The organism is Enterococcus sp. AZ103 (genome assembly GCF_051714685.1).
Classification (GTDB): domain Bacteria; phylum Bacillota; class Bacilli; order Lactobacillales; family Enterococcaceae; genus Enterococcus_A; species Enterococcus_A alishanensis.
The window spans coordinates 2635120-2657610 of the sequence record NZ_JBIOSI010000001.1; the positions used below are offsets into that span (position 1 = coordinate 2635120).

Below are 22491 nucleotides of genomic sequence, written 5' to 3' on the forward strand. Positions count from 1 at the left end.
CAGAAATTACCTTAAACTATAAATACCACAACAGTTGTGGGAAAGGAAGTGAACTATTTGGATTGGTTAGAACGGTTAAATCAGAGCTTAAATTATTTGGAAAATCATCTAGAGCAAGAAATTTCTTATGAAGAAATTGCAAAGATTGCCTGTTGTTCCAGTTATCATTATCAACGGATGTTTTCTTATATTGCCGACGTCTCTTTAGGAGAATACATTCGTCGTCGAAAAATGAGTCTCGCAGCAGTCGATTTACAGAATAGCGGAAAAGTAATTGATGTAGCAGTCAAATATGGCTATGATTCCCCTACTTCATTTAATCGTGCTTTCAAAAAGATTCAAGGTATGACTCCGCAACAAGCAAAAAATTCTGATACCAAACTGCTAAGCTATCCAAAGTTAAACTTCTCAATTCAAATTAAAGGAGTGGCAGCAATGGCTTACAAAATTGTCGAAAAAGGACAGCTTCGTTTTATTGGAAAGAAAGTATCTCTGGGTCCTGATGTCGAAACAGCAATGGTAGAAATCCCAAAATTTTGGCAAAAACTCTCAACAGAAGGCGATCTCGAAAAATTATTTCCTTTAATTCAACCAGAATTTCCTGCGGTATATGGCATTAGTATTTCAGAAAACATTGATCAAAAACAATGGGAGTACATGATTGGTATTCAAAGTGATCAAAAATTATCAGGTTTCGATGAGTATTATTTACCCGCAGCTAAATGGGCAATCTTCGACGGGACTGGTGAGATGCCAAAAGGAATTCAAGAACTAAATAAACAAATTTATACCGAATGGTTACCCACATCTGGTTTCGAATATGCGAACTTACCTGTATTAGAGGCTTATTTAAACAACGACCCCATTCATTCAGAATTCCAAGTCTGGTTTCCAGTAAAATAAAGTAAAGCGAGGATGTAAAAATCCTCGCTTTATCTTATTCCCCAATGATAGTGAAACCAAAACCTCGAATGTGAGTTTTGAGCATTTCTAAATACTCATTGGCAATAGGTGTTAAGGCAGTTTGTTCATGTTTTAGCCAACCTAAAGTAATAGTATCTTCAACCTCTAGCGGTATCGCAACAATTTTATCATCATTTAATTCACTAGAAATGATTCCCGAACTAATGGTATATCCATTTAAACCAACCATCAAATTAAAAATAGTAGCTCGATCAGATACTTTGATTTGTTTTTTATGATCCAAGGTACTCAAAATTTCTTCAGAAAAATAAAAAGAATTCCCCTCACCTTGTTCATAAGACAAATACGGATAATCCAGCAAATCCTCTAAACTTACAGTTGTCTTTTTTGTTAATGGATTTTGAATCCCAACAAAGACATGGGGCTTTGCATCAAATAAAGGCGTGAAAATCAAGTTTTCTTCTTTAAATAGTTTCTTCAACACCTTTTGATTAAAATCATTTAAATATAAAATACCGATTTCACTTTTAAAGCTACTTAAATCTGTCAAAATATTTTGCGTTTCAGTTTCTCGTAAAGTAAATTGGTATTTTTCACTTTCCACTCCCCGAATCAACTCCACAAAAGCATGCACCACAAAAGCATAATGTTGTGCTGAAACTGAGAAAGCTTGTTTTCGCTTACTTTGTTGCTTATACCGTTCCTCTAATAAATTTACCTGATCTAAAATTTGACGGGCATAAATCATAAATTCTCGTCCTTCATCAGTCAGGGAAACACCCATTTTACTCCGTAACAGCAGTTTCAAATTCAATTCATTTTCTAATTCTTTAATTGCATTAGAAACACTAGGCTGAGTTAAAAAAAGCTGTTTTGCTGCCTCATTAATTGAGCCAGTTTTCACAATTTCCTCTAAATATTGCAGTTGTTGGATTCTCATTTTTTCTCCCTTATATCTTTTTAAATAGTTTACGTCAGGTTATAGTTTTTAGCTATAACTTTTGCCATATTTTTTCAATTATCCAAGCATTCATATTCATGTTAATCTTTCAAATAACAACAAGGAGTACTTAGGAGGAAGAATATATGACTACAACAATTATTGGTTTTCCCAGATTGGGTGAATTTAGAGAATTAAAATTTGCAACTGAAAAATATTTTAGAAATGAAATAAATGAATCAGAATTACAAGCTACAGCAAAAGAATTACGCCGAAAACATTGGCAATTAGTCAAAGAATCAGGTGTAGATGAAGTTGTCAGTAATGACTTTTCCCTATACGACAATCTCTTAGACACAGCTTTTTTATTCAATATCATTCCGTCAAATGTTGAAACTAGTCCCTTATCGTCTTTAGAAAAATTCTTTGCTTTAGCTCGTGGGCATCAGTCAGAAACAATTGATATCAAAGCTTTACCTATGAAAAAGTGGTTTAATACCAATTATCACTATTTAGTACCGAAGTTTGAAAAAATAACTAAAGTAAAAATTAACAGCAGTAAAATATTTAATGAATATCAAGAGGCAAAAGCATTAGATATCGAGACTCGTCCAGTTTTAATTGGACCATTTACCTTACTTTCATTGGCAGATTTTGAGGAGGGTATTTCTGCAAAAGATTTTGTGAATGATCTTACGATTGCTTATCAAGACATTTTCAAGGAGTTAAAAGCGTTAGGTGCCCAGTGGATTCAATTAGATGAACCCAGCTTAGTAACCGATCTTTCTGTAGAACAAAAAGCACTATTTTTAGATATTTACCATAATTTATTAAATGACAAACAAGATTTAAAAATTTTGCTACAAACTTATTTCGGTGATGTTCGTGATATTTATCAAGATTTGATTCAATTATCGATTGATGCTATCGGATTGGACTTTGTCGAAGGTCCAAAAAATATATCATTATTACAAACAGGCTTTCCTGCTGATAAAAAATTATATGCGGGTATCATCAACGGAAAAAATATTTGGCGAAATCAATATCAAAAAAGCTTAGCAATTTTACAACAATTACCTACTCAAAATGTTGTTTTAAATACTTCTTGTTCATTATTACATGTACCATTTTCTATTGAAAACGAAGAATTCCCTGTTGAAGTTAAAAAACATTTTTCTTATGCTACTGAGAAATTAAATGAGCTGGTTGAGTTATCAGAGATAGTTGCTGGAAAATCAGAAAAGCTAGAAAAAAATCAAGCCTTGTTCCAACAAGAACGATTCACAAAAGATCCAAAGGTAGAAGAAAAAATTGCTTCTCTAACGCCTGAGTCATATATCCGTCAACCAGCTTTTGAAAAAAGAGAACTTCTCCAACGAAAAGAATTCCAATTACCTTTATTACCAACCACAACTATTGGTTCATTTCCGCAAACCAAAGAAGTTAAGCAAACTCGTGCGCGTTTCAAGAAAAAGGAAATTGACCAGAAAACGTACGATCAATTCATTGCCCAGCAAATAGATAACTGGTTGCAATGGCAAGAAGAAATTGATCTAGATGTGTTAGTTCACGGAGAGTTTGAAAGAAACGACATGGTTGAATATTTTGGGCAAAACTTAGCGGGCTATTTATTTAGTAAAAATGGCTGGGTGCAATCCTATGGTACTCGCGGTGTCAAGCCACCAATTATTTGGGGAGACATTTATCGAACAGCACCAATTACTGTTAAATGGTCCAAATACGCACAAAAACAGACCAACAAATGGGTCAAAGGAATGTTGACTGGTCCAGTAACCATTTTAAACTGGTCTTTTCCACGAGAAGATATTTCTTTAAAAGAATCAACCTTACAAATTGCACTAGCTATACAAGAAGAAGTTTTAGACTTGGAAGAAAATGGCATCCGAATTATTCAAATTGACGAAGCTGCTTTACGAGAAAAATTACCATTAAGAAAAAATGATTGGTACAGCGAATATTTAGATTGGGCTATTCCAGCTTTTCGGTTAGTTCATAGTAAAGTGCAGCCACAAACACAAATTCACACCCATATGTGTTATAGCGAATTTACTGATATTATTCCGGCAATTGATCAGATGGATGCTGATGTCATCTCCTTTGAAGCTTCTCGGTCAAATTTAGAAATTTTAGATGAATTAAAAGCTAATCACTTTAAAACGCAAGTTGGCCCAGGAGTCTATGACATTCATTCGCCACGAATTCCTAGCACTGAAGAAATTAAAACTACAATTGATGCTATTTTAGCAAAAGTACCGCAAGAAAAAATTTGGATTAATCCAGACTGTGGACTGAAAACGCGAGGCATTAAAGAAACAAAAGCCAGTCTACAAAATATGACGGCTGCGGCAAAATTCGCCCGAAAGGAGTTATTAATCCATGACAAAAAATAAGACACCCTCCTTGTCTTTTGAAATATTTCCACCAAAAACACAAATCGGCAATCAGAAAATGCTGCAAATCCTCAACGATTTGCAGCAACTCTCTCCTGATTTTATTAGTGTCACTTGTAGTAATACCAAGGGAAGTTTTGAATCAACAACAATCAAATTGGCCGATTATATCCAAAATCAACTCAATATTCCGACTGTTACTCATTTACCAGCAGCTTATCTAACAAAAATTGAAGTAGCCACTATTCTTGATCATTTGAACCAACTAAATATAAAAAACATTTTAGCCTTACGTGGCGATATTTTACCTGAAGAACCTGCAAAAGATGATTTCAAATATGCCAGCGATTTAATCGATTTCATTCAAGCAAAGCAGCCTGATTTTAAAATCAGTGGCGCTTGTTACCCAGAAATTCACCCTGATTCTGCTAATCGTATTACGGATATTCAAAATCTTAAGCAAAAAGTCGATGCAGGTTGCAACGAACTAATTACTCAACTTTTTTTTGATAATGAACTTTTTTATGACTTCCAAGAAAAATGCCAACTAGCCAACATCAATGTTCCAATTTTAGCGGGCATTATGCCAATTATTAATCGTAATCAAGCATTGCGATTAATTAAAACAAGTGAAGCAAAATTACCGAGAAAATTCCTAGCCATATTGGAAAAATATGAGCACGATCCAATTGCCTTACGAGATGCTGGAATTGCTTATGCAATTGACCAAATTGTCGATTTAGTCACCCAAGATTCAGCCGGCATTCATTTATACACTATGAACCACGCTGAAACAGCAAACCAAATTGTAGCTGCCACAGCTTCCCTATTCCATAAACAGAAAATGATAAGTTAAATAAAGACTGTGACATAAGTATTTTATAGATGAAATATCCTGAATACCCTAATTATCAGAGGCCGTTCAGATATATTAATTCTGTTCTAACTTATGTCATAGTCTTTTTTTGCATAAAAAAACCCAAGCCATAATCTACAGCTTGGGAATAATTGATTTATTTTTTCTTCATGTTAGCCATGTCAGCATATGTTTCAGAACGTTTTTCCATATCTTCGACAGTTTGCTGATACATTTCTTCCACTACTTCTGGATCTTTTTTGATGCTCTTCAAGGCAGCAAAACGAGTCTGTGTATCCAATAAATCTGGAATTTTAGAGAAGTCAGCTTTCTTAAAGTCAATCCGCATTGGATCTTTTCCTTTAGCAGCTAAACGAGGATCATAGCGATACAATTGCCAATATCCTGACTCAACTGCAGCTTTTGCTTCTTGAATTGAGTTCGTCATCCCACCGTGTAAGCCGTGAGCAATACATGGTGTGTAACCAATGATGATTGATGGACCATCATAAGCCTCCGCTTCAGTAATAGCTTTAATAGCTTGAGTTGCATTAGCTTCCATCGAAATTTGTGCTACATAAACGTTGCCATAAGTGACAGCCATCATACCTAAGTCTTTTTTAGCCGTTTTCTTACCACCAGCTGCAAATTTTGCGATTGCAGATGTTGGTGTTGCTTTCGACATTTGTCCACCCGTGTTGGCATATACTTCATTATCCATAACAAAGATATTTACGTCTTCACCAGAAGCCAAGACATGATCAATTCCGCCAAAGCCAATGTCATAAGCCCAACCATCGCCACCAATAATCCATTGACTAGGTTTAACAAAACCATCTTGTTCAGCTAAAATTGCTTGTAATTTTGCATCCGTTTCCTCAGCTAAAACAGCCTTTAATTTTGCTGCTCGTTGTTGAGAACCGTCACCTTCTAATGCGTGATCTACCCAATCTTGCATAATGTTTCGAGTATCTTCAGTGCCTAAACCTTCTGCTAAAGCATCTTTCATCATTGTCATTAGACGTTGACGTTTCACTTGCGTAGCTGTGTACATACCGAAACCATACTCAGCATTATCTTCAAATAATGAGTTAGACCAAGCAGGTCCTTGACCAAATTGGTTAGTAGTGTAAGGCGTTACTGGTGCAGATGCGCCCCAAATTGACGAACAGCCAGTAGTATTAGCAATCATCATACGATCACCATATAATTGTGTTAATAATTTAATGTACGGTGTTTCACCACAACCAGAACATGCTCCTGAGAATTCTAATAATGGTTGTTCAAATTGTGAGCCTTTAACTGAAGCTAATTTCACAGGGTTTTCTTTTTGACGTAAAGTCATTGCAAATGCCCAGTTAACAGCTTCTTCTTTTTGTTCTTCATAAGGTTTCATGACAAGCGCTGAAGCAGGACATTGTTCCACACATAGTCCACAGCCAGTACAATCTTCTAATGAAACTTGAATTCTGAACATCAAACCATTTTTCTTGAAGTCACGAGTAATGAAACCTTCTGGTGCATCACCAATTTCATCTTCATCAATTAAGAATGGACGAATCGCAGCATGTGGACAAACGAATGAACATTCATTACACATGGTACATTTATCAGTTAACCATTCAGGGACTTCTAGAGCAATTCCTCGTTTTTCATAAGCTGCTGTACCCATCGGGATTCGACCGGCTAACATGCCATTATCAATCAAATCACCAACTGAAAGATCATCACCTTCTTGGCGATTCACTGGATCTAAAATATTGCGAACAAAAGCTGGACGATCAGAATCATCCACTTTTTCAACCACAACTTCAATTTCAGCCCATTCTTTTGGTACTTCAACTTCATGTAGTTTATCGAAAGTTTGATCAATTGCTTGCCAGTTCATTTCAACTACTTTTTGTGATTTATTGCCATACGTATTTTGAATTTCTTCTTTAAGTAATGGCAAGAACTCATCGCGTTCCATAATATCTGAAAGTTCAAAGAATGAAGCCGACATAACTGTATTAATTCTGCGACCTAACCCAATTTTGCTGGCAATTGACATAGCGTTGATAATGTAGAACTTGATATTATGCTCTGCTAAATAACGTTTCAACGAATTTGGTAAGTGTTTTTTAACCTGCTCTTCATCCCAAACTGTATTCAGTAAGAAAGTTCCGCCATCTCTTAGGCCTTTAACCAAATCATATTTGTGTAAGTAAGCGGCATTATGACAACCGACAAAGTTTGGACGTTCAACTAAGTAAATTGAATTAATCGGATCCATCCCAAAACGTAAATGAGACACGGTTAACCCGCTTGATTTTTTAGAGTCATAAGAGAAGTATGCTTGAGCATAACGATCAGTGTGGTTCCCGATGATTTTGATGGCTTGTTTATTAGCACCAACAGTACCGTCTGAACCAAAGCCCCAGAATTTTGCTTGATAAGTTGTATCTGGCGTCAAATCAAGAATTTCACGTTTTTCCAATGATAAATGCGTCACATCATCAATAATTCCGATTGTGAAGCGTTGTTTCATTTCATCAACTGGTTTCACTAATTCATCATAAACAGAAACAATTTGATCAGGTGTTGTATCTTTTGAAGCAATACCATAACGGCCACCAATAACGATTGGTCGTTTTGTATGACGATACAAGATGCTTTGAACATCTAATAATAATGGTTCGCCGTCTGCACCCGGTTCTTTGGTACGATCTAAAACGGCAATGCTTTTAACTGTATCTGGTAATTTTGCCAATAAATTTTCAGTTGGGAAAGGACGGTATAAGTGAATATTAATATGTCCCACTTTGCGACCTTGTTTATTCAAATAATCTACTGTTTGACGAATCGTTGGTGCCACAGAACCCATTGAAATAATCACTTCGGTTGCATCTTCAGCACCATAATAAGTTGTTAAATCGTAATTAGTGCCACGAAGTTTATTAATTTCAGCCATATATTTTTCAACAACTGCTGGTAAACGATCATAAAATTGGTTGACTGTTTCACGAGATTGGAAATAAAGATCCGGGTTTTGGGCAGTTCCTGAAACGTGTGGATTATTTGGATTCAAAGCACGATCACGAAACTCTTTTAGTTTTTCTTGATTAACTAAACCTTTTAAATCTTCATAATCTAATACTTCAATTTTTTGCAACTCATGACTTGTTCTGAAACCGTCAAAAAAGTTTACAAAAGGCAAAGTGCCTTCAATACTTGCTAAATGAGCAACAGCAGACAAGTCCATTACTTCTTGTACGCTACTTTCTGCTAACATCGCAAACCCAGTTGAACGAGCAGCCATTACATCACTATGATCACCAAAAATAGATAAAGCATTGGTTGAGACCGCACGTGCTGCAACATGGAATACACTTGGCAATAATTCTCCGGCAATCTTATACATATTAGGAATCATTAGCAATAATCCTTGTGAGGCTGTATAAGTAGAGGTAAGAACGCCCGTTTGTAAGGAACCATGAACTGTACCAGCAGCCCCTGCTTCCGATTGCATTTCAACTACTTTAACAGGTTCACCAAAAATATTTTTTTGTCCCTTTACAGCCCATTCATCGACTACTTCAGCCATTGTTGAACTAGGCGTAATTGGGTAAATCGCTGCAACTTCTGTAAATGCATAGGAAATATAGGCAGCTGCTGTATTTCCATCCATTGTTTTCATCTTTTTCATTGCAAACTTCCTCTTCTATTGATCTTTTTGCTGAGTAATGTAGGCATCGATCTCTTTGGCAGCAAGTTTTCCTGCACCCATAGCCAAAATAACTGTGGCCGCACCGGTCACGATATCTCCACCGGCAAAAAGTCCTGGGACGTTCGTAGCGCAAGTTTCTTCATCTGCATCAATATAACCCCATTTGTTAAGGTTCATATCTGGATAGCTTTCTAGTAAAATTTTGTTTGGTCCTTGACCAATAGCCTCAATCACTTCACTTGATTCAATGATAAATTCGCTATCAGGAATCGGTACCGGTCTCCTACGACCAGAATCATCAGGTTCACCCAATTCCATTTTTATACATTTCACACCGATTAAATTACCGTCACCATCACCTAAATATTCTACCGGAGCAGTTAACCATTCATATTCGATACCTTCTTCAACTGAATGATGGTATTCTTCTTCTCTGGCAGGCAATTCTTCAACAGTTCGGCGATAAATAACCGTTACTTGATCGGCCCCTAAACGTTTAGCCGAACGAGCTGCATCCATTGCGACATTTCCGCCGCCAATAACCGCAACTTTTTTACTTCGTTTGACTGGTGTATCATATTTAGGGAATTCATAACCATGCATTAAATTAATCCGTGTTAAAAATTCACTTGAGGCTTGAACACCATTTAAACCAGTCCCTGGAATACCCATGAAGTTTGGTGTTCCCGCACCGACTGCGATATAACAAGCATCAAACTGATCCATAATTTCTTCCATTGTAATTGTTCTACCAACAATCACGTTCGTTTCAATTTTTACGCCAGCTGCTTTGATTTGGTTGATTTCTTTAGCTACAATACTTTTTGGTAAACGGAACTCAGGAATACCATAGCTCAATACACCACCAGCTTTATGCAGCGCTTCAAAGATAGTCGCTTCATATCCCATTTTGGCTAAATCACCAGCCACAGTTAAACCAGACGGTCCTGATCCAATCACGGCAACTTTTCCTTTGTCCAATGGGATCGGTTCTTCCGAAACCGCATTTTCTAAAGCCCAATCAGCAACATAACGTTCTAGTTTACCAATTGCTACTGGTTCGAATTTTTTCGATTTTCCTAAACGGCAAACCATTTCACATTGCTTTTCTTGCGGACAAACACGACCACAAATAGCCGGTAAATTAGAAAAGCGATTAATAATACGATAAGCTTCCGGCATATCTTCATCTTTAATTGCTTGAATGAATCCTGGGATGTCAATCATCACTGGGCAATATTGAATACAAGGAGCATCTTTACATTGCAGACAGCGAATCGCTTCTAAGCGTCCCTCTTCATCCGTATAACCTAGAGCAACTTCTGAGAAATTAGTCGAGCGAACAATTGGATCTTGCTCTTTCATCGGTGTCTTTGTATAACTTCTTTTTGCCATTTTCGCCACCTACCTTCCCAATTGTTCTAATGAGAGGGTTTCTTCTTCACGATACTGTCTACTTCGCTGAACAAACTCATCCCAATCAACATCATATGCATTAAACTCAGGCCCATCTACACAAGCAAATTTTATTTCATTGTTAACCGTGATACGACAACAGCCACACATGCCAGTGCCATCAATCATAATTGGATTCAAAGAAACAAACATTGGTACTTCATATTTTTGAGCAGTTAAAGTAGCAAATTTCATCATCATGCTTGGTCCAATCGCCCAACAATAATCAATTTTTTCTCGTTCGAAAACATCCACCATTGCTTCAGTTACTAGACCTTTACGACCCAATGAGCCATCGTCTGTCATAATAATTAATTCGTCTGATAATTCTTCGACTTCATCTCGCAAGATGACTAGCTCATCTGTTTTTGCCCCTAGTACGCTAATTACTCGGTTACCAGCTAGACTTAAACCTTTAATAATCGGTAATAATACTGCGATTCCGACACCACCACCAACCAATAATACAGTTCCATAATTCTCAATCTCAGTCGGTTTGCCTAATGGGCCGACAATATCGCTAAGATAATCGCCATCTCTTAATTCAGCAAGCAAAATTGTCGAGCGGCCAACAACTTGGAAAATCACTTTGATGGTCCCAGCTTCTAAATCTGTATCTACAATAGTTAATGGAATGCGTTCCGCCTCTTCATCTTTTTTTAAAATGACAAATTGACCTGGTTGAGCCTTTTCAGCAATTCTCGGCGCTTCCACCCAAAATTCAAATTCATTTTCAGCTAATTGTTTTTGTCTTGAAATCAGAAACACATTAACCCATCCCTTTCAGTTTGACTAGGCATCAATTAATGCAGCAACAAATGCTTCCAATGTTACTACGTCTTCATCTTCTGCTTCATTTTCAATTTTCACAACATCAGCGCCTTTTTTAGCTCCTGTTTTTGCGAAAGCTGCATCAAAGTCATCTGCTGCTGTACAGAAATAGTCAGGATAAAGCTCACTATCACCAGTACCTACAACACCGTAAACTTTGCCGTCTAAATCTTGATCCGGTAATTCTTCATAGAAATCTTCAAAATCAAATGGTAATTCACCATCATTGTAAGTATAAGTTGCTACAACACAGATATCTGCATCATCAAAGAAATCATCGTCAGCGTCGTCTACTTCAACACGTTCCACATCGATTCCTTTGTCTGTAAATTTTTCTTCCAAGATTTCCGAAATTCCTTCTGTGTTTCCTGTCATACTTGCATAAACGATTTTTGCCAAAGCCATATTGCTCATCCTTCCTTTAAATCAGATTTTTTATGATAACAAATGAAGAAATGTGAAAAGCCTTACAAATTAATATACTTCGACTTTCCTACTTCATTTATAATATAACATATATTTCACAAATTTCCATAATTTTTTTTAGCACATCAAATTCTTTTTGCAAGACAAAAACTTTTTTTAAAGTCTGTGTAAACATTTACAAACTTATCTCTTAAAAAAGAGGTAGAATCTTAAAAGATTCTACCTCTGGACAAACGAATTTGACAGTGCGGTAATAGGTATTCACCTAACACTATTTTATAATACTTTGTTACTTTTTTCTAGTAATTCTTGATAATTTTCTGGCGTATCAATATCGAATAATTCTTCTTTCGACCAAGGAATTTCAATCGTAAAATCATGATACTTGTCACGTATTTTACGTCCACCAGTTTGACCACTTACTTCTTTTAATTCAGCTATATATTTTTCCCCAAAAAAAGTTGGGGAACTGGGATTTCCGTTATGGATTGGGTAGACAATATTTTGACTGTCCCCTTGTTTTGCCAGTTTTTCTAGCAATTCACTGGATAATCTAGGTTGGTCAATCGGTATAAAAATAAGATGTTTTCCACTAGCCTCTGAGGCACCTAACTTTACACTGGTGCTTTGGCCAAGACCGCTCTCGTGATTTAAAACTACTTTAACTTTTGGCGGTATTTCTATTTTAGCCAAATCCTCTGGTTTAATGACTAATAATACTTCATGAAATGCAGAATTTTTTAATGCTAACTTAAGTGCCCGCGTTAAAAATGTTTCCCCTTGATAAGTTAAAAATAATTTATTTTTCTTCATGCGATTTGAAAAACCACTCGCCATGATTACGATACTTGTATCAGAAATTACCATGAGCTACCTCATTATCTTTTCTTTTTTTGGTAAGGTGTATTGACTATTGGTAAGACATTTCTTAACTCTCCATCAAAGGCATGGTATGCTCCGGCTACTGCTGGTGCCGTTGGAATCGTTGAAAGTTCACCGACCCCTTTTATCCCGTACGCTAATCCTTCATGAATGTCTTTAGCTGCAACAAAACTTGTTTCAATTGGTGGTACTTTGGAAGCATCCATTAAACCAAGAGTAGCATATTTTGCTTTCACAAATCCATCTTCCATCGCAAAGTTTTCTGTCAAGGCATAGCCCAAGCCCATAACAATTCCGCCTTCAATTTGTCCTTCTGCTGCTCTTGGATTAATTACTTGACCCATATCATAAGATGCATATATTTTTTCTAGTTTTCCTTTTTCATCCAAAGTAACTACTTCAGATGCGTAACCATAGCCGGCATGGCTTACTGGATTTTCTTTTTCAGAATTTAATGGATCAGTAATCGCAGAGTATTCTCCAAAGTATTCTTGCCCTTCCAAGGATTCCAAAGTACGTCCCATATCTAAATCTACTCTCAATTGCATTGCTGCTCTTCGTGTTGCTTCACCAGTAAATAATGATTGCCGAGAAGCAGTGGTAGTACCTGAATCTGGTGTACGAGCCGTATCTGGCTGTTCTGCAATAATTAATGCTGGATCAATATCTAAAGCCTCAACAGCTATTTGAGTAGTAACCGTTTGCATTCCTTGACCAATACAAGCTGCCGAAGTTCGAACATGCACCTTGCCATCTTCAACGGAAACGATACATCGACCAATATCAGATAAACCAACACCAATTCCACTATTTTTAAAGAAACATGAAATCCCAGCTACATCGGCATTTTCATAGGCATCTTTAACAGCTAGCAAGCTTTCTTTCAAAGCCGCATTTTTTGAAACAACTTGACCATTCGGTAAAACATCACCTGGTTCAACTGCATTTTTATACCGAATTTCCCAAGGACTGATACCAACTTTTTCGGCTAGTAAATTCAAATTACATTCAATCGCAAAAGCTGTTTGACACACACCAAATCCGCGGAAAGCACCTGCTGGTGGATTATTAGTATAAACTGCAAAACCTTCAATATCGATATCTTTATATTTATATGGTCCTGCTGCGTGAGTACATGCTCTTTGTAAAACAGGTCCTCCCAAGGAAGCATAAGCACCCGTATCAGAATAAATCACAGCCTTCATTGCAGTTAAATTACCTTCTTCATCACAACCAGTTGTGAAATCCATTTCCATTCCATGACGTTTCGGATGAACCATCAAACTTTCATCTCGGCTAAGTAAAACTTTGACTGGTTTCTTTAATAGATAAGCTGCCAAACTGGCATGATGCTGGACGCTCATATCTTCTTTACCACCGAAACCACCACCGACAAGTTTCGCTTGAACATGGACTTTTTCTTTTTCTAAACCTAACATACGAGCACATTCTCGTTGCTCATCATAGATACTTTGGCCAGCACTCCAAAGCAATACCCCATCTCCTTCAGGTTGACCGATAGCACATTCAGGCTCCATGAAAGCGTGCTCATTAATAGGTACAGAATAATGTTCAGTAACTACATATTTTGAATTATTTAATTTTTCTTCGACATTTCCACGAATTAAATGCTCATGACTTAATACATTACCTTTTTCATGGATTTTTGGTGCATCCTCAGCCATTGCTTGCTCGCAAGACGTCAGTGGTTCAAGAACCTCATATTCAATCTCAACTAATTCTTTAATTTCGGCTAATGAACCTTTATTGCTAGAAACTACTAGCACAATAGCATCTCCAACATATCGAGTGATTTCACCTTCTGGAATCATTACATCCCAGTCAGAAATAAATTCTAAGTGACCAATTTTATTATTTCCGGGAACATCTGCTGCTGTGAGTACTGCTTCACAGTCTGGATGAGCCAAAGCTTTTTCTGAATTGATTTTTAAGACTTTCGCTCTTGGATAAGCTGATCTTACGGCAGATGCGTGAAGCATTCCAGGGACGACAATATCATCTACATAAATGCCTGTTCCTAGTGTTTTTTCTACAGCATCAACTCGTTTGAAATCATCACCTAATCTTCCTTCAGCTGGCTCCTCAGGGATTGGCGTTTCCTCTCTTAACATTTGCGCTGCTAATTGTATTCCTTCGATAATTTTCACATAACCAGTACAGCGACAAATATTTGCTCGAATACCTTTACGAATATCTTTTTCACTTGGATCTGGATTTTTTTCTAATAAACCTACAGCAGAGACAACAAATCCCGGAATACAGTAGCCACATTGAACAGCCCCAGTTTTAGCAAAAGCATATGCAAAAACATCTTTTTGGCGTTGGCTAATCCCTTCAACCGTTGTTACATCTTTTCCATCAACTTTTGATAATGAAAATAAGCAGCTTTTGGAAGCCCTTCCATTTATAATGACAGTACAAGCGCCGCAAGCTCCTGAATCACAACCATCTTTTGTACCAGTCAAACGCAAATCATCTCGCAAGAAATGCATCAATTCTTTATCTTCTTCACATGTGACTGGCTGGCCATTTACAGTAAATGAATACATATTTTTACACCCCTATACTATTAAAAATAAGTTTTTATCTCAAAAACATTATACCATCAAAAATATTTTTTGTATTCAAAAAATATTTATTTTTGGATATTTTAAAATTTATTATTCGTTATTTAAAGTTCGTTTATCTGCGATTTTTAAAAAAAGAAACAAGTCAAAATATAATTTTGATTTGTTTCTTTTCATTAAGTCAAATATAGTCTTCTATTTACTTATTTTGATTCATATCTTGCGAGAAGAAACGTTTAAAAGTTTTATCAACTAAACTATAAGTCTCTTTTTCGAAATTTTGATAATTAGTTAATAGTCGTTTACCTTCTTTGGTTAACTGTGATCCACCGCCATTCTTACCACCAACTATTGACTCTATCAATGGTTGTCCCCAACACTTTTCAGCTTTTTGTAAGATTCTCCAAGCTTTGTTATAAGACATATTCATTTCTTTAGCAGCTTTACTTAAAGAACCTGTTTCACTAACAAAAAAAAGGACTTCAGCTACCCCAGGACCAAAGAAGACCTCCCCTTTTTTTAGACGCAGTGTCATGGTGTAATCAAGCTTTGCTTCGTTATTCATTCCTTCACCTCGTTATTTTTAAAATAGATAACGGTTTTGAAATAAGAGGACTTTACCTTTTCAGCAGAGTCCTTTTCTTAATTATAAATGTTTTATTAGATATTTACTATTGCTTTATGGAAAACAGGAACAGCGAAAGTAGGTCAACTTAAATTTGCATCGAGAAAAACAAATTAGCTAAAGGCAATTAAAATGTAGAGGTAAGGTTTTTCTAAAAAAACTTGTTAAAATTAACGAACCTGTGAAGACTTTAAAATTTTATTTCTTATTTTTGAAGTTTGTTCAAACCTAAGATGATCTACTTTACAAAGCTCCTGAATTACACTATTTTTTTAATTTTGGTCGATTAAAAATGATGTTTAAAAGAATCGCCATAATGGCTGTTAAAATCACTTCTGACTCCCCGAAGATTGTTTGAAACCACTCTGGAAATCCTTGTAATGAATTCGCTGATAAAGCTACCCCAGTCCCTAAAGCTAGTGATAAACCAACAATAGTAGCATTTTGTGAGGTTAATTTTTCATTAGCAATGGTCTGAATTCCCGTTAAAGCAATCGTTGCAAAAACTGAAATAGTTGCGCCACCAATCACTGCATAAGGAATTGATGTTAACAGACTAGCAATTTTCGGTACAAAACCTGCAATAATTAGAATTGCTGATGTGAAGGTTAAAATATATTTATTAATTGCTTTAGTCGAAATCACTAAGCCAACATTTTGACCAAAAGTTGAAATTGGTACTCCACCAAAGAATCCTCCTAGAAAAACAGCTAAACCTTTGCCTAAAATACCACCAGATAATTCACGATCCGTCGGTTGTCGATCCATTGCTCCAACTGTTGTAGCTGTGAATTGACCAATGGCTTGAACAGTATCAACAAATATCAATAAAATCAAAGTGAATATTTGAACAAAGTTAAAGTTTAAGCCAAAATGTAAAGGCCGAATCATTTGAAACATACCAGCTTCTTTAACGGATTCAAAAGAAACCATTCCTAATGGTAATGAAATTAAATAACCTACAACCATACCAACTAAAATAGATGATAATTTTAAAAATCCTTTGCCAAAACTATTCAAATAAAAAACAATAATAAACGTAATAATCGCAACCAACCAATTTTTCATTGAGCCATATTCAGAACTTGAAACGCCGCCTGCCATGTATCCTACAGCAACTGGAAACAAAGACATCCCAATACTCAAAATGACTGTTCCAGTGACAATTGGCGGAAAGAAAACTCGAATTTTTTTGATGACTAATCCAATAAATATAACTGCTAGACCACCAAAAATTTGCGAACCAAAAATAGTTGCAATACCATAATTTGCTCCCATAGTAATTAAAACTGGAACGTAAGCAAAGCTCGCTCCCATCATAACCGGTAAGCGTGCTCCAAAATAACGAAAAACTGGAAACAATTGAATTAACGTTGCAACACCAGCAAAAATAAGCGATGTTTGAATGATTAGCGTGGTGTCGCTAGCGCTCAAATTACATGCCTGCGCAATCATTAATCCCGGTGTGACAATACCCACCACAGCGGCAATAACATGTTGCAAACCTAACGGCACCACTTCAATTAGTGAAGGTACGGCGTCATAGTCAAACAGGGCATTGGTTTTTTCTGATACGAGTATAGTTTCTTTGGGTTCTGCCATAACACGTACCTCCTTTAATTTTTAATCTCTTACTAAAATTGCTTCCATTTCAAAAAGTCCACCTTTTGGTAAGGCAGCAACCGCAATTGCTGAGCGAGCTGGTTCCCAATCAGTAAAGTATTGACTGTAAACTTCGTTGACTTCTGCAAAATTATCCATAGTTGTCAAAAAGACCGTCGTTTTTACTACATCAGAAAAAGTAAATCCAGCTTCTTCAATGATCGCTTTAAAATTTTCAAACCCTTGGATTGCTTGCTCCCGAACTGTTTCTTTTAAGTCACCTGTTGTAGGATCAATCCCTAATTGTCCAGAAACAAACAACATATTATCGTGTTGAATCGAATGAGAATAAGGTCCGATCGCTGCGGGTGCTTTTTCACTATTATTCACTTTATTTGCCACTTTAAGTCCTCCTTATAAAAAGTCAATTTATTTTGAAATAACTGTACCAGTTTTTCCAGCTAAGCCATCTTTGGCCTTTTCTAATGATGTAATTAATGTCCGTTTTCCTGATTTTTCAGCAAAATCAATGGCCGCTTCAACTTTTGGCAACATTGATCCTGGTGCAAAATGACCTTCACGAACGTATTTTTTCATTTCTTCAACAGAAACATTTTCAAGGTTCTTTTGTTCTACTGTACCGAAATTCAAAGCAACTTGTTCAACTGCAGTCAGGATCACTAGGAAATCAGCATCGATTGTTTCAGCTAATAAAACAGAACAGTAATCTTTGTCGATAACTGCTGGAACACCTTTCAAATGATCATTTGCTTCTTTAATCACCGGAATACCGCCACCACCACAAGAGATAACTAGTTGATCAGCACCGATTAGGGTGTTGATTGTTTCTAATTCAACAATTTCTTTTGGTTTTGGTGAAGCAACTACTTGGCGATAGCCACGTCCAGCATCTTCCATGACAGTAATATCTTTTTCAATAGCCATTCGAACTGCTTCATCTTTTTCCATAAAACGTCCAATTGGTTTAGTTGGTTTATCAAAGGCAGGATCATCTTTATCAACCACAACCTGTGTAGCAACCGTCACTACTGGTTTGTGAATGCCACGGTGCAGCATTTCCTCTCTTAGGGCGTTTTGTAAGTCATAGCCAATATAAGTTTGACTCATCGCTACTGCGACTGATAGAGATACTGGTGGATATTTTTTCTCATCAGTAGCAGTTAATTCATCCATGGCTAGTTTAATCATGCCAGCCTGTGGGCCGTTTCCATGAACTAAAACCACTTGATAACCTTCTTCAACTAAATCTACAATGGAAAGTGCAGTTTGTTTAACCGCTTCCATTTGTTCTTCCAAATTATTTCCTAAAGCATTTCCGCCTAAGGCAACGACAACTTTTGTCATTTTGGTACTCCTTTCGTATAAGAAAGAGGCTACAGAGATTGGTCATTAATCATCAGAGCCTCTTATATTTAATTATTATTTTTTAGAAATATTACGTTCGGTACCACGAGCTTCCAAATCTTTCAATGCTTTTGCAGGATCTTGGAATTTAGATAAGAAGATCATTGCAGCAATCACATATGGTTTGTAGCTTGCTTCACGATATAATTCATCACGGTAGCGATCAAAGACAGAAGCGTCAACTTCACCTTCTTCAGCAGAAACACCAGTAATGTCAGCTGGAAGTGGGTGCATATACAATGCTTTGCCAGCTTTAGTTAAGCTCATCATTTCTTCAGTTGCAGCCCAATCTTTATGATTGGCGTTTTGAACTAATAATTCTTCTTCTAGTTTATCAATGCCATCAAAGTCGCCTTTACCATAAAGCTCAGTTCTTTCTTCCATTGCTTTAAATGGTGCCCAAGATTTACAATAAATCACGTCAGCATCTTTAAAGGCTTCTTTCATATCATTTGTTTTAGAATACTTACCACCAGATTTTTCAGCATTTTTCTTAGCGATTTCTTCCACTTCAGGCATTACTTCGTAGCCTTCTGGATGAGCTAAGACAACATCCATTCCAAAACGAGTCATCAAACCGATAATTCCTTGTGCTACTGATAAAGGTTTGCCATATGATGGTGAGTATGCCCATGACATAACAATTTTTTTACCTTTTAAGTTTTCTACGCCGCCTAATTCATGGATAATATGATCCAAGTCTGCCAGCGCTTGTGTTGGATGATCTTGGTCATCTTGTAAGTCTACTAAGTTCGGACGTTGTTCCAAAATACCAGCTTCATGAGATTCTTTCACTGATTCAATGACTTCGCGCATGTAAGCATCGCCTTTACCGATATACATGTCATCACGAATACCAATTACATCTGCCATAAATGAGATCATTGTTGCTGTTTCACGTACTGTTTCACCATGAGAGATTTGTGATTTTTTCTCATCTAAATCTTGCACTGCTAAACCAAGCATGTTACAAGCTGATGCAAATGAAAAACGTGTCCGTGTAGAGTTATCACGGAAAATCGATACACCTAAACCTGAATCGAAAATTTTAGTTGAAATATTTCTTTCTCGTAAATCTCTTAACGCATCTGCCGTATTTAAAACTGCATCAATTTCATCATCATTTTTTTCCCATGTTTGTAGAAAGTCCCCGCCGTATAAACCGGAAGTATTTTTATCCTCAATATTTTTTACTAAGTCTTTGAATTCAGCCATTGTCGCTCTCCTTAAGATATATTTTTTAAGTGGTTTTCTAGTGAGTCAATAACAAGGGACTCACTAGAAAAAGCAAAATTATTTAGTGTTTTTTGTATAAATTGTTGGTAATGCTGCATAGAAAGCCGCACAGTTTACTAAATCTTGTTTCCATGAAATTTCATTTGGTGCATGTGCTTGTGCTTCAGCCCCTGGACCAAAACCGATACAAGGAATGCCGTTACGTCCCATAATTGATACACCGTTTGTCGAGAAGGTCCATTTATCTAACAATGGGCGAGCTTCACGCATTTTAATTTGTGTATCTGGGCCTAAGCGTTTTTCACCAAATAATTCATGATGAGTTTCCATTAAGCTTTGCGTTACTGGAGATTCTTCAGGAATTACCCAAGTTGGGAAGTACGCTTCGATTGGATAAACCAAACCTGTGTATGAAGGACGGTCATAATTATAAAGTGAAACTGTCACATCGTCGCCATAACGTTTTACAGCTGGTAATTGACGAATTTCTTCTAGACAACCTTCCCAAGTTTCGCCAGCAGTCATCCGACGGTCTAATGATACAGACGCACCATCTGCAACGGCACAACGAGATGGAGAAGAGAAGTAAAGTTGTGAAGCAGTCACTGTTCCACGACCTAAGAAACGCGCTTCTTGCCATTCAGGATTCCATTTTTCATGTAACATTTTTTCAAGACCTAAAATTTCGGTACTTTCAGTACAACCATTATTATTTAAATCACGTACATCATTTAAGATATCTGATAGTTTGTAGATTGCATTATCGCCACGTTCTGGTGCAGAACCATGAGAAGAAATTCCGTGAACATCGATACGAATTTCCATTCTTCCCCGTTGGCCACGATAGATGCCACCATCAGTTGGTTCAGTTGAAACAACAAATTCTGGACGAATTTTGTCTTCTTTAATAATATATTCCCAACATAAACCATCACAATCTTCTTCTTGAACAGTTGCTGTTACTAATGCAGTGTAATCATCATTTAATAAACCTAAATCTTTCATGATTTTAGCACCATAAACTGCTGAAACAATTCCGCCTTCTTGGTCAGATGTTCCGCGGCCACCGATTTCAGTATCTGTTTCGTAACCTTCATAAGGATCAAATTTCCAGTTGTCACGATCACCAATAGCAACTGTATCCATATGACCATCAAAAGCAATTAATTTTTTACCAGTACCCATATAGCCTAATAAGTTTCCTTGAGGATCGAATTCTACTTTATCAAAACCAAGTTTTTCCATTTCTTCTTTAGCTCTTTGTAATTTCGGACCTTCTTCAGCAGATTCACCAGGAATTGCTACTAAGTCTCGTAAAAATTTGACCATGTCTTTTTCATAATTTTTTGCTGCGTCTTTGATTGCGTTAAAATCCATCTTTCTATTCCCCCCACACAATGTGTTTATAATTATCAGGATCGGTGTCTCCTTCAGTTGAGAACATCAATACCTCTGATTCCGAATTTAATTCTAGTGCATTTTTTAAATCAGCATATTCAGGATCTTGCATTAAAGCAGCAACTAAGCCCATACCGACAGCTCCTGATTCGCCTGAAATCACTTGTTGATCTCCTTTAACCGGGTTTCCTAGCATTCGCATGCCTTTTGCAGCTACCCAGTCTGGACAAGATACAAAATAATCAACATGATTTTTCAAAATATCAAATGAAATCGTATTTGGTTCACCACAAGCAAGACCAGCCATAATCGTATCTAAATCGCCGTCAACAATTCTAATGTTGCCATCTTTTGCTTCAGCTGATTTGTATAGACAATCAGCAGCTTGTGCTTCCATTACAACTAATTTTGGTGGATTGTCTTTGTAAATATTGGCAAAGTAACCAACGACTGCACCTGCTAAACTACCTACACCCGCCTGTACAAAAATATGAGTTGGTCGTTTGTTTTCTTCTTTTAACTGTTTGGCAGCTTCTGAAGCCATCGTACCGTAACCTTGCATGATCCATGTCGGTAATTTTTCATAGCCATCCCAAGCAGTGTCTTGAACCATTACACCGTTTTCATCTTTTTCAGCTAAATCATTTGCCATCCGAACAGCTTCGTCATAGTTCACATCTGTAATAGTTACGTCAGCGCCTTCATTTGCAATATTATCGAAACGTGATTTAGCAGAACCTTTTGGCATCAAGACCACTGATTTTTGTCCTAAAGCACTAGCAGCCCAAGCAACGCCACGACCATGGTTTCCGTCAGTTGCTGTATAAAAAGTTGCTGTCCCAAATTCTTTTTCCAACTCTGGTGAAGTCAAACGTTCGTAGGTCATTGTTTCAATGTCGTCACCAACTTTATCTGCTACGTAGTTGGCAATCGCATATGACCCGCCTAATACTTTAAACGCATTTAAGCCAAAACGATAAGATTCATCTTTTACGAAGAAATCTTTTAAGCCTAATAATTTTGCCATATGGGTTAGATCAACCAGTGGCGTTTCAGAATACTGCGGGAAACTTCGATGGAAGAAGCCTGCTTTTTCCATATTTTCTTGGTTCATTAAATGTAAATACTGATCGTCTGATTTGGGCATCTCGTTCTTTACCCATTTGATTTTACTCACTGAATACGC

Annotated in this window: 17 protein-coding genes; 3 read left to right on the forward strand and 14 right to left on the reverse strand. The window is 36.8% G+C overall.

What is annotated here, in order from left to right; genetic code table 11:
- The first annotated feature begins 57 nt into the window (after positions 1 to 57).
- Entirely contained in the window at positions 58 to 903 is an 846-nt protein-coding gene (locus tag ID741_RS13155; protein WP_438720265.1) for a GyrI-like domain-containing protein, read from the forward strand.
- Positions 904 to 937: 34 nt separating this feature from the next.
- Here the strand turns inward: ID741_RS13155 and ID741_RS13160 are convergent, their stop codons facing one another.
- The gene (locus tag ID741_RS13160; protein WP_218324743.1) at positions 938 to 1864 is read right to left on the reverse strand and encodes a LysR family transcriptional regulator; all 927 of its coding nucleotides are present in this window, start codon (positions 1862 to 1864) and stop codon (positions 938 to 940) included.
- A 146-nt stretch (positions 1865 to 2010) separates the two neighbouring features.
- Here ID741_RS13160 and metE point away from each other — a divergent pair, with 146 nt between their 5' ends.
- Positions 2011 to 4275: a 5-methyltetrahydropteroyltriglutamate--homocysteine S-methyltransferase gene (metE, locus tag ID741_RS13165; protein ID WP_438720266.1), complete on the forward strand. Its 2265-nt coding sequence runs from the start codon at positions 2011 to 2013 to the stop codon at positions 4273 to 4275.
- On the forward strand, positions 4262 to 5131 hold the full coding sequence (gene metF, locus ID741_RS13170) for a methylenetetrahydrofolate reductase [NAD(P)H] (protein WP_218324741.1): 870 nt from the start codon (positions 4262 to 4264) through the stop codon (positions 5129 to 5131). The genes metE and metF overlap by 14 nt, the downstream gene beginning before the upstream one ends.
- Before the next feature lie 157 nt (positions 5132 to 5288).
- Here metF and nifJ read toward each other — a convergent pair whose 3' ends face one another.
- The 13 genes from nifJ to dpaL form a co-directional block, all read right to left on the reverse strand.
- On the reverse strand, positions 5289 to 8816 hold the full coding sequence (gene nifJ / locus ID741_RS13175; RefSeq protein WP_218324740.1) for a pyruvate:ferredoxin (flavodoxin) oxidoreductase: 3528 nt from the start codon (positions 8814 to 8816) through the stop codon (positions 5289 to 5291).
- A gap of 15 nt (positions 8817 to 8831) precedes the next feature.
- Positions 8832 to 10232, reverse strand: a complete 1401-nt coding sequence (gltA, locus tag ID741_RS13180; RefSeq protein WP_438720267.1) for an NADPH-dependent glutamate synthase — start codon at positions 10230 to 10232, stop codon at positions 8832 to 8834.
- Between the two features lie 9 nt (positions 10233 to 10241).
- The gene (locus tag ID741_RS13185) at positions 10242 to 11060 is read right to left on the reverse strand and encodes a sulfide/dihydroorotate dehydrogenase-like FAD/NAD-binding protein (RefSeq protein WP_218324738.1); all 819 of its coding nucleotides are present in this window, start codon (positions 11058 to 11060) and stop codon (positions 10242 to 10244) included.
- 24 nt (positions 11061 to 11084) lie between these two features.
- A complete protein-coding gene (locus ID741_RS13190; protein ID WP_438720268.1) occupies positions 11085 to 11528 on the reverse strand; it encodes a flavodoxin in 444 nt (147 codons plus the stop codon).
- A gap of 297 nt (positions 11529 to 11825) precedes the next feature.
- Positions 11826 to 12416 (reverse strand): nucleotidyltransferase family protein, encoded by a 591-nt coding sequence (locus ID741_RS13195; protein WP_438720269.1) that lies wholly within the window; start codon positions 12414 to 12416, stop codon positions 11826 to 11828.
- An 11-nt stretch (positions 12417 to 12427) separates the two neighbouring features.
- A complete protein-coding gene (gene xdh / locus ID741_RS13200; protein WP_438720270.1) occupies positions 12428 to 15001 on the reverse strand; it encodes a selenium-dependent xanthine dehydrogenase in 2574 nt (857 codons plus the stop codon).
- A 217-nt stretch (positions 15002 to 15218) separates the two neighbouring features.
- Positions 15219 to 15584 (reverse strand): winged helix-turn-helix domain-containing protein, encoded by a 366-nt coding sequence (locus ID741_RS13205; protein ID WP_438720271.1) that lies wholly within the window; start codon positions 15582 to 15584, stop codon positions 15219 to 15221.
- A gap of 324 nt (positions 15585 to 15908) precedes the next feature.
- Positions 15909 to 17246: a nucleobase:cation symporter-2 family protein gene (locus ID741_RS13210; RefSeq protein ID WP_218324734.1), complete on the reverse strand. Its 1338-nt coding sequence runs from the start codon at positions 17244 to 17246 to the stop codon at positions 15909 to 15911.
- Positions 17247 to 17267: 21 nt separating this feature from the next.
- The gene (locus ID741_RS13215; RefSeq protein WP_438720272.1) at positions 17268 to 17648 is read right to left on the reverse strand and encodes a RidA family protein; all 381 of its coding nucleotides are present in this window, start codon (positions 17646 to 17648) and stop codon (positions 17268 to 17270) included.
- A gap of 27 nt (positions 17649 to 17675) precedes the next feature.
- A complete protein-coding gene (arcC, locus tag ID741_RS13220; protein WP_438720274.1) occupies positions 17676 to 18611 on the reverse strand; it encodes a carbamate kinase in 936 nt (311 codons plus the stop codon).
- Between the two features lie 75 nt (positions 18612 to 18686).
- Positions 18687 to 19886 (reverse strand): knotted carbamoyltransferase YgeW, encoded by a 1200-nt coding sequence (gene ygeW, locus ID741_RS13225; RefSeq protein WP_438720275.1) that lies wholly within the window; start codon positions 19884 to 19886, stop codon positions 18687 to 18689.
- Positions 19887 to 19964: 78 nt separating this feature from the next.
- Entirely contained in the window at positions 19965 to 21284 is a 1320-nt protein-coding gene (locus ID741_RS13230; protein ID WP_218324730.1) for a YgeY family selenium metabolism-linked hydrolase, read from the reverse strand.
- 4 nt (positions 21285 to 21288) lie between these two features.
- Positions 21289 to 22482 (reverse strand): diaminopropionate ammonia-lyase, encoded by a 1194-nt coding sequence (gene dpaL / locus ID741_RS13235; protein WP_438720276.1) that lies wholly within the window; start codon positions 22480 to 22482, stop codon positions 21289 to 21291.
- Between the last annotated feature and the right edge of the window lie 9 nt (positions 22483 to 22491).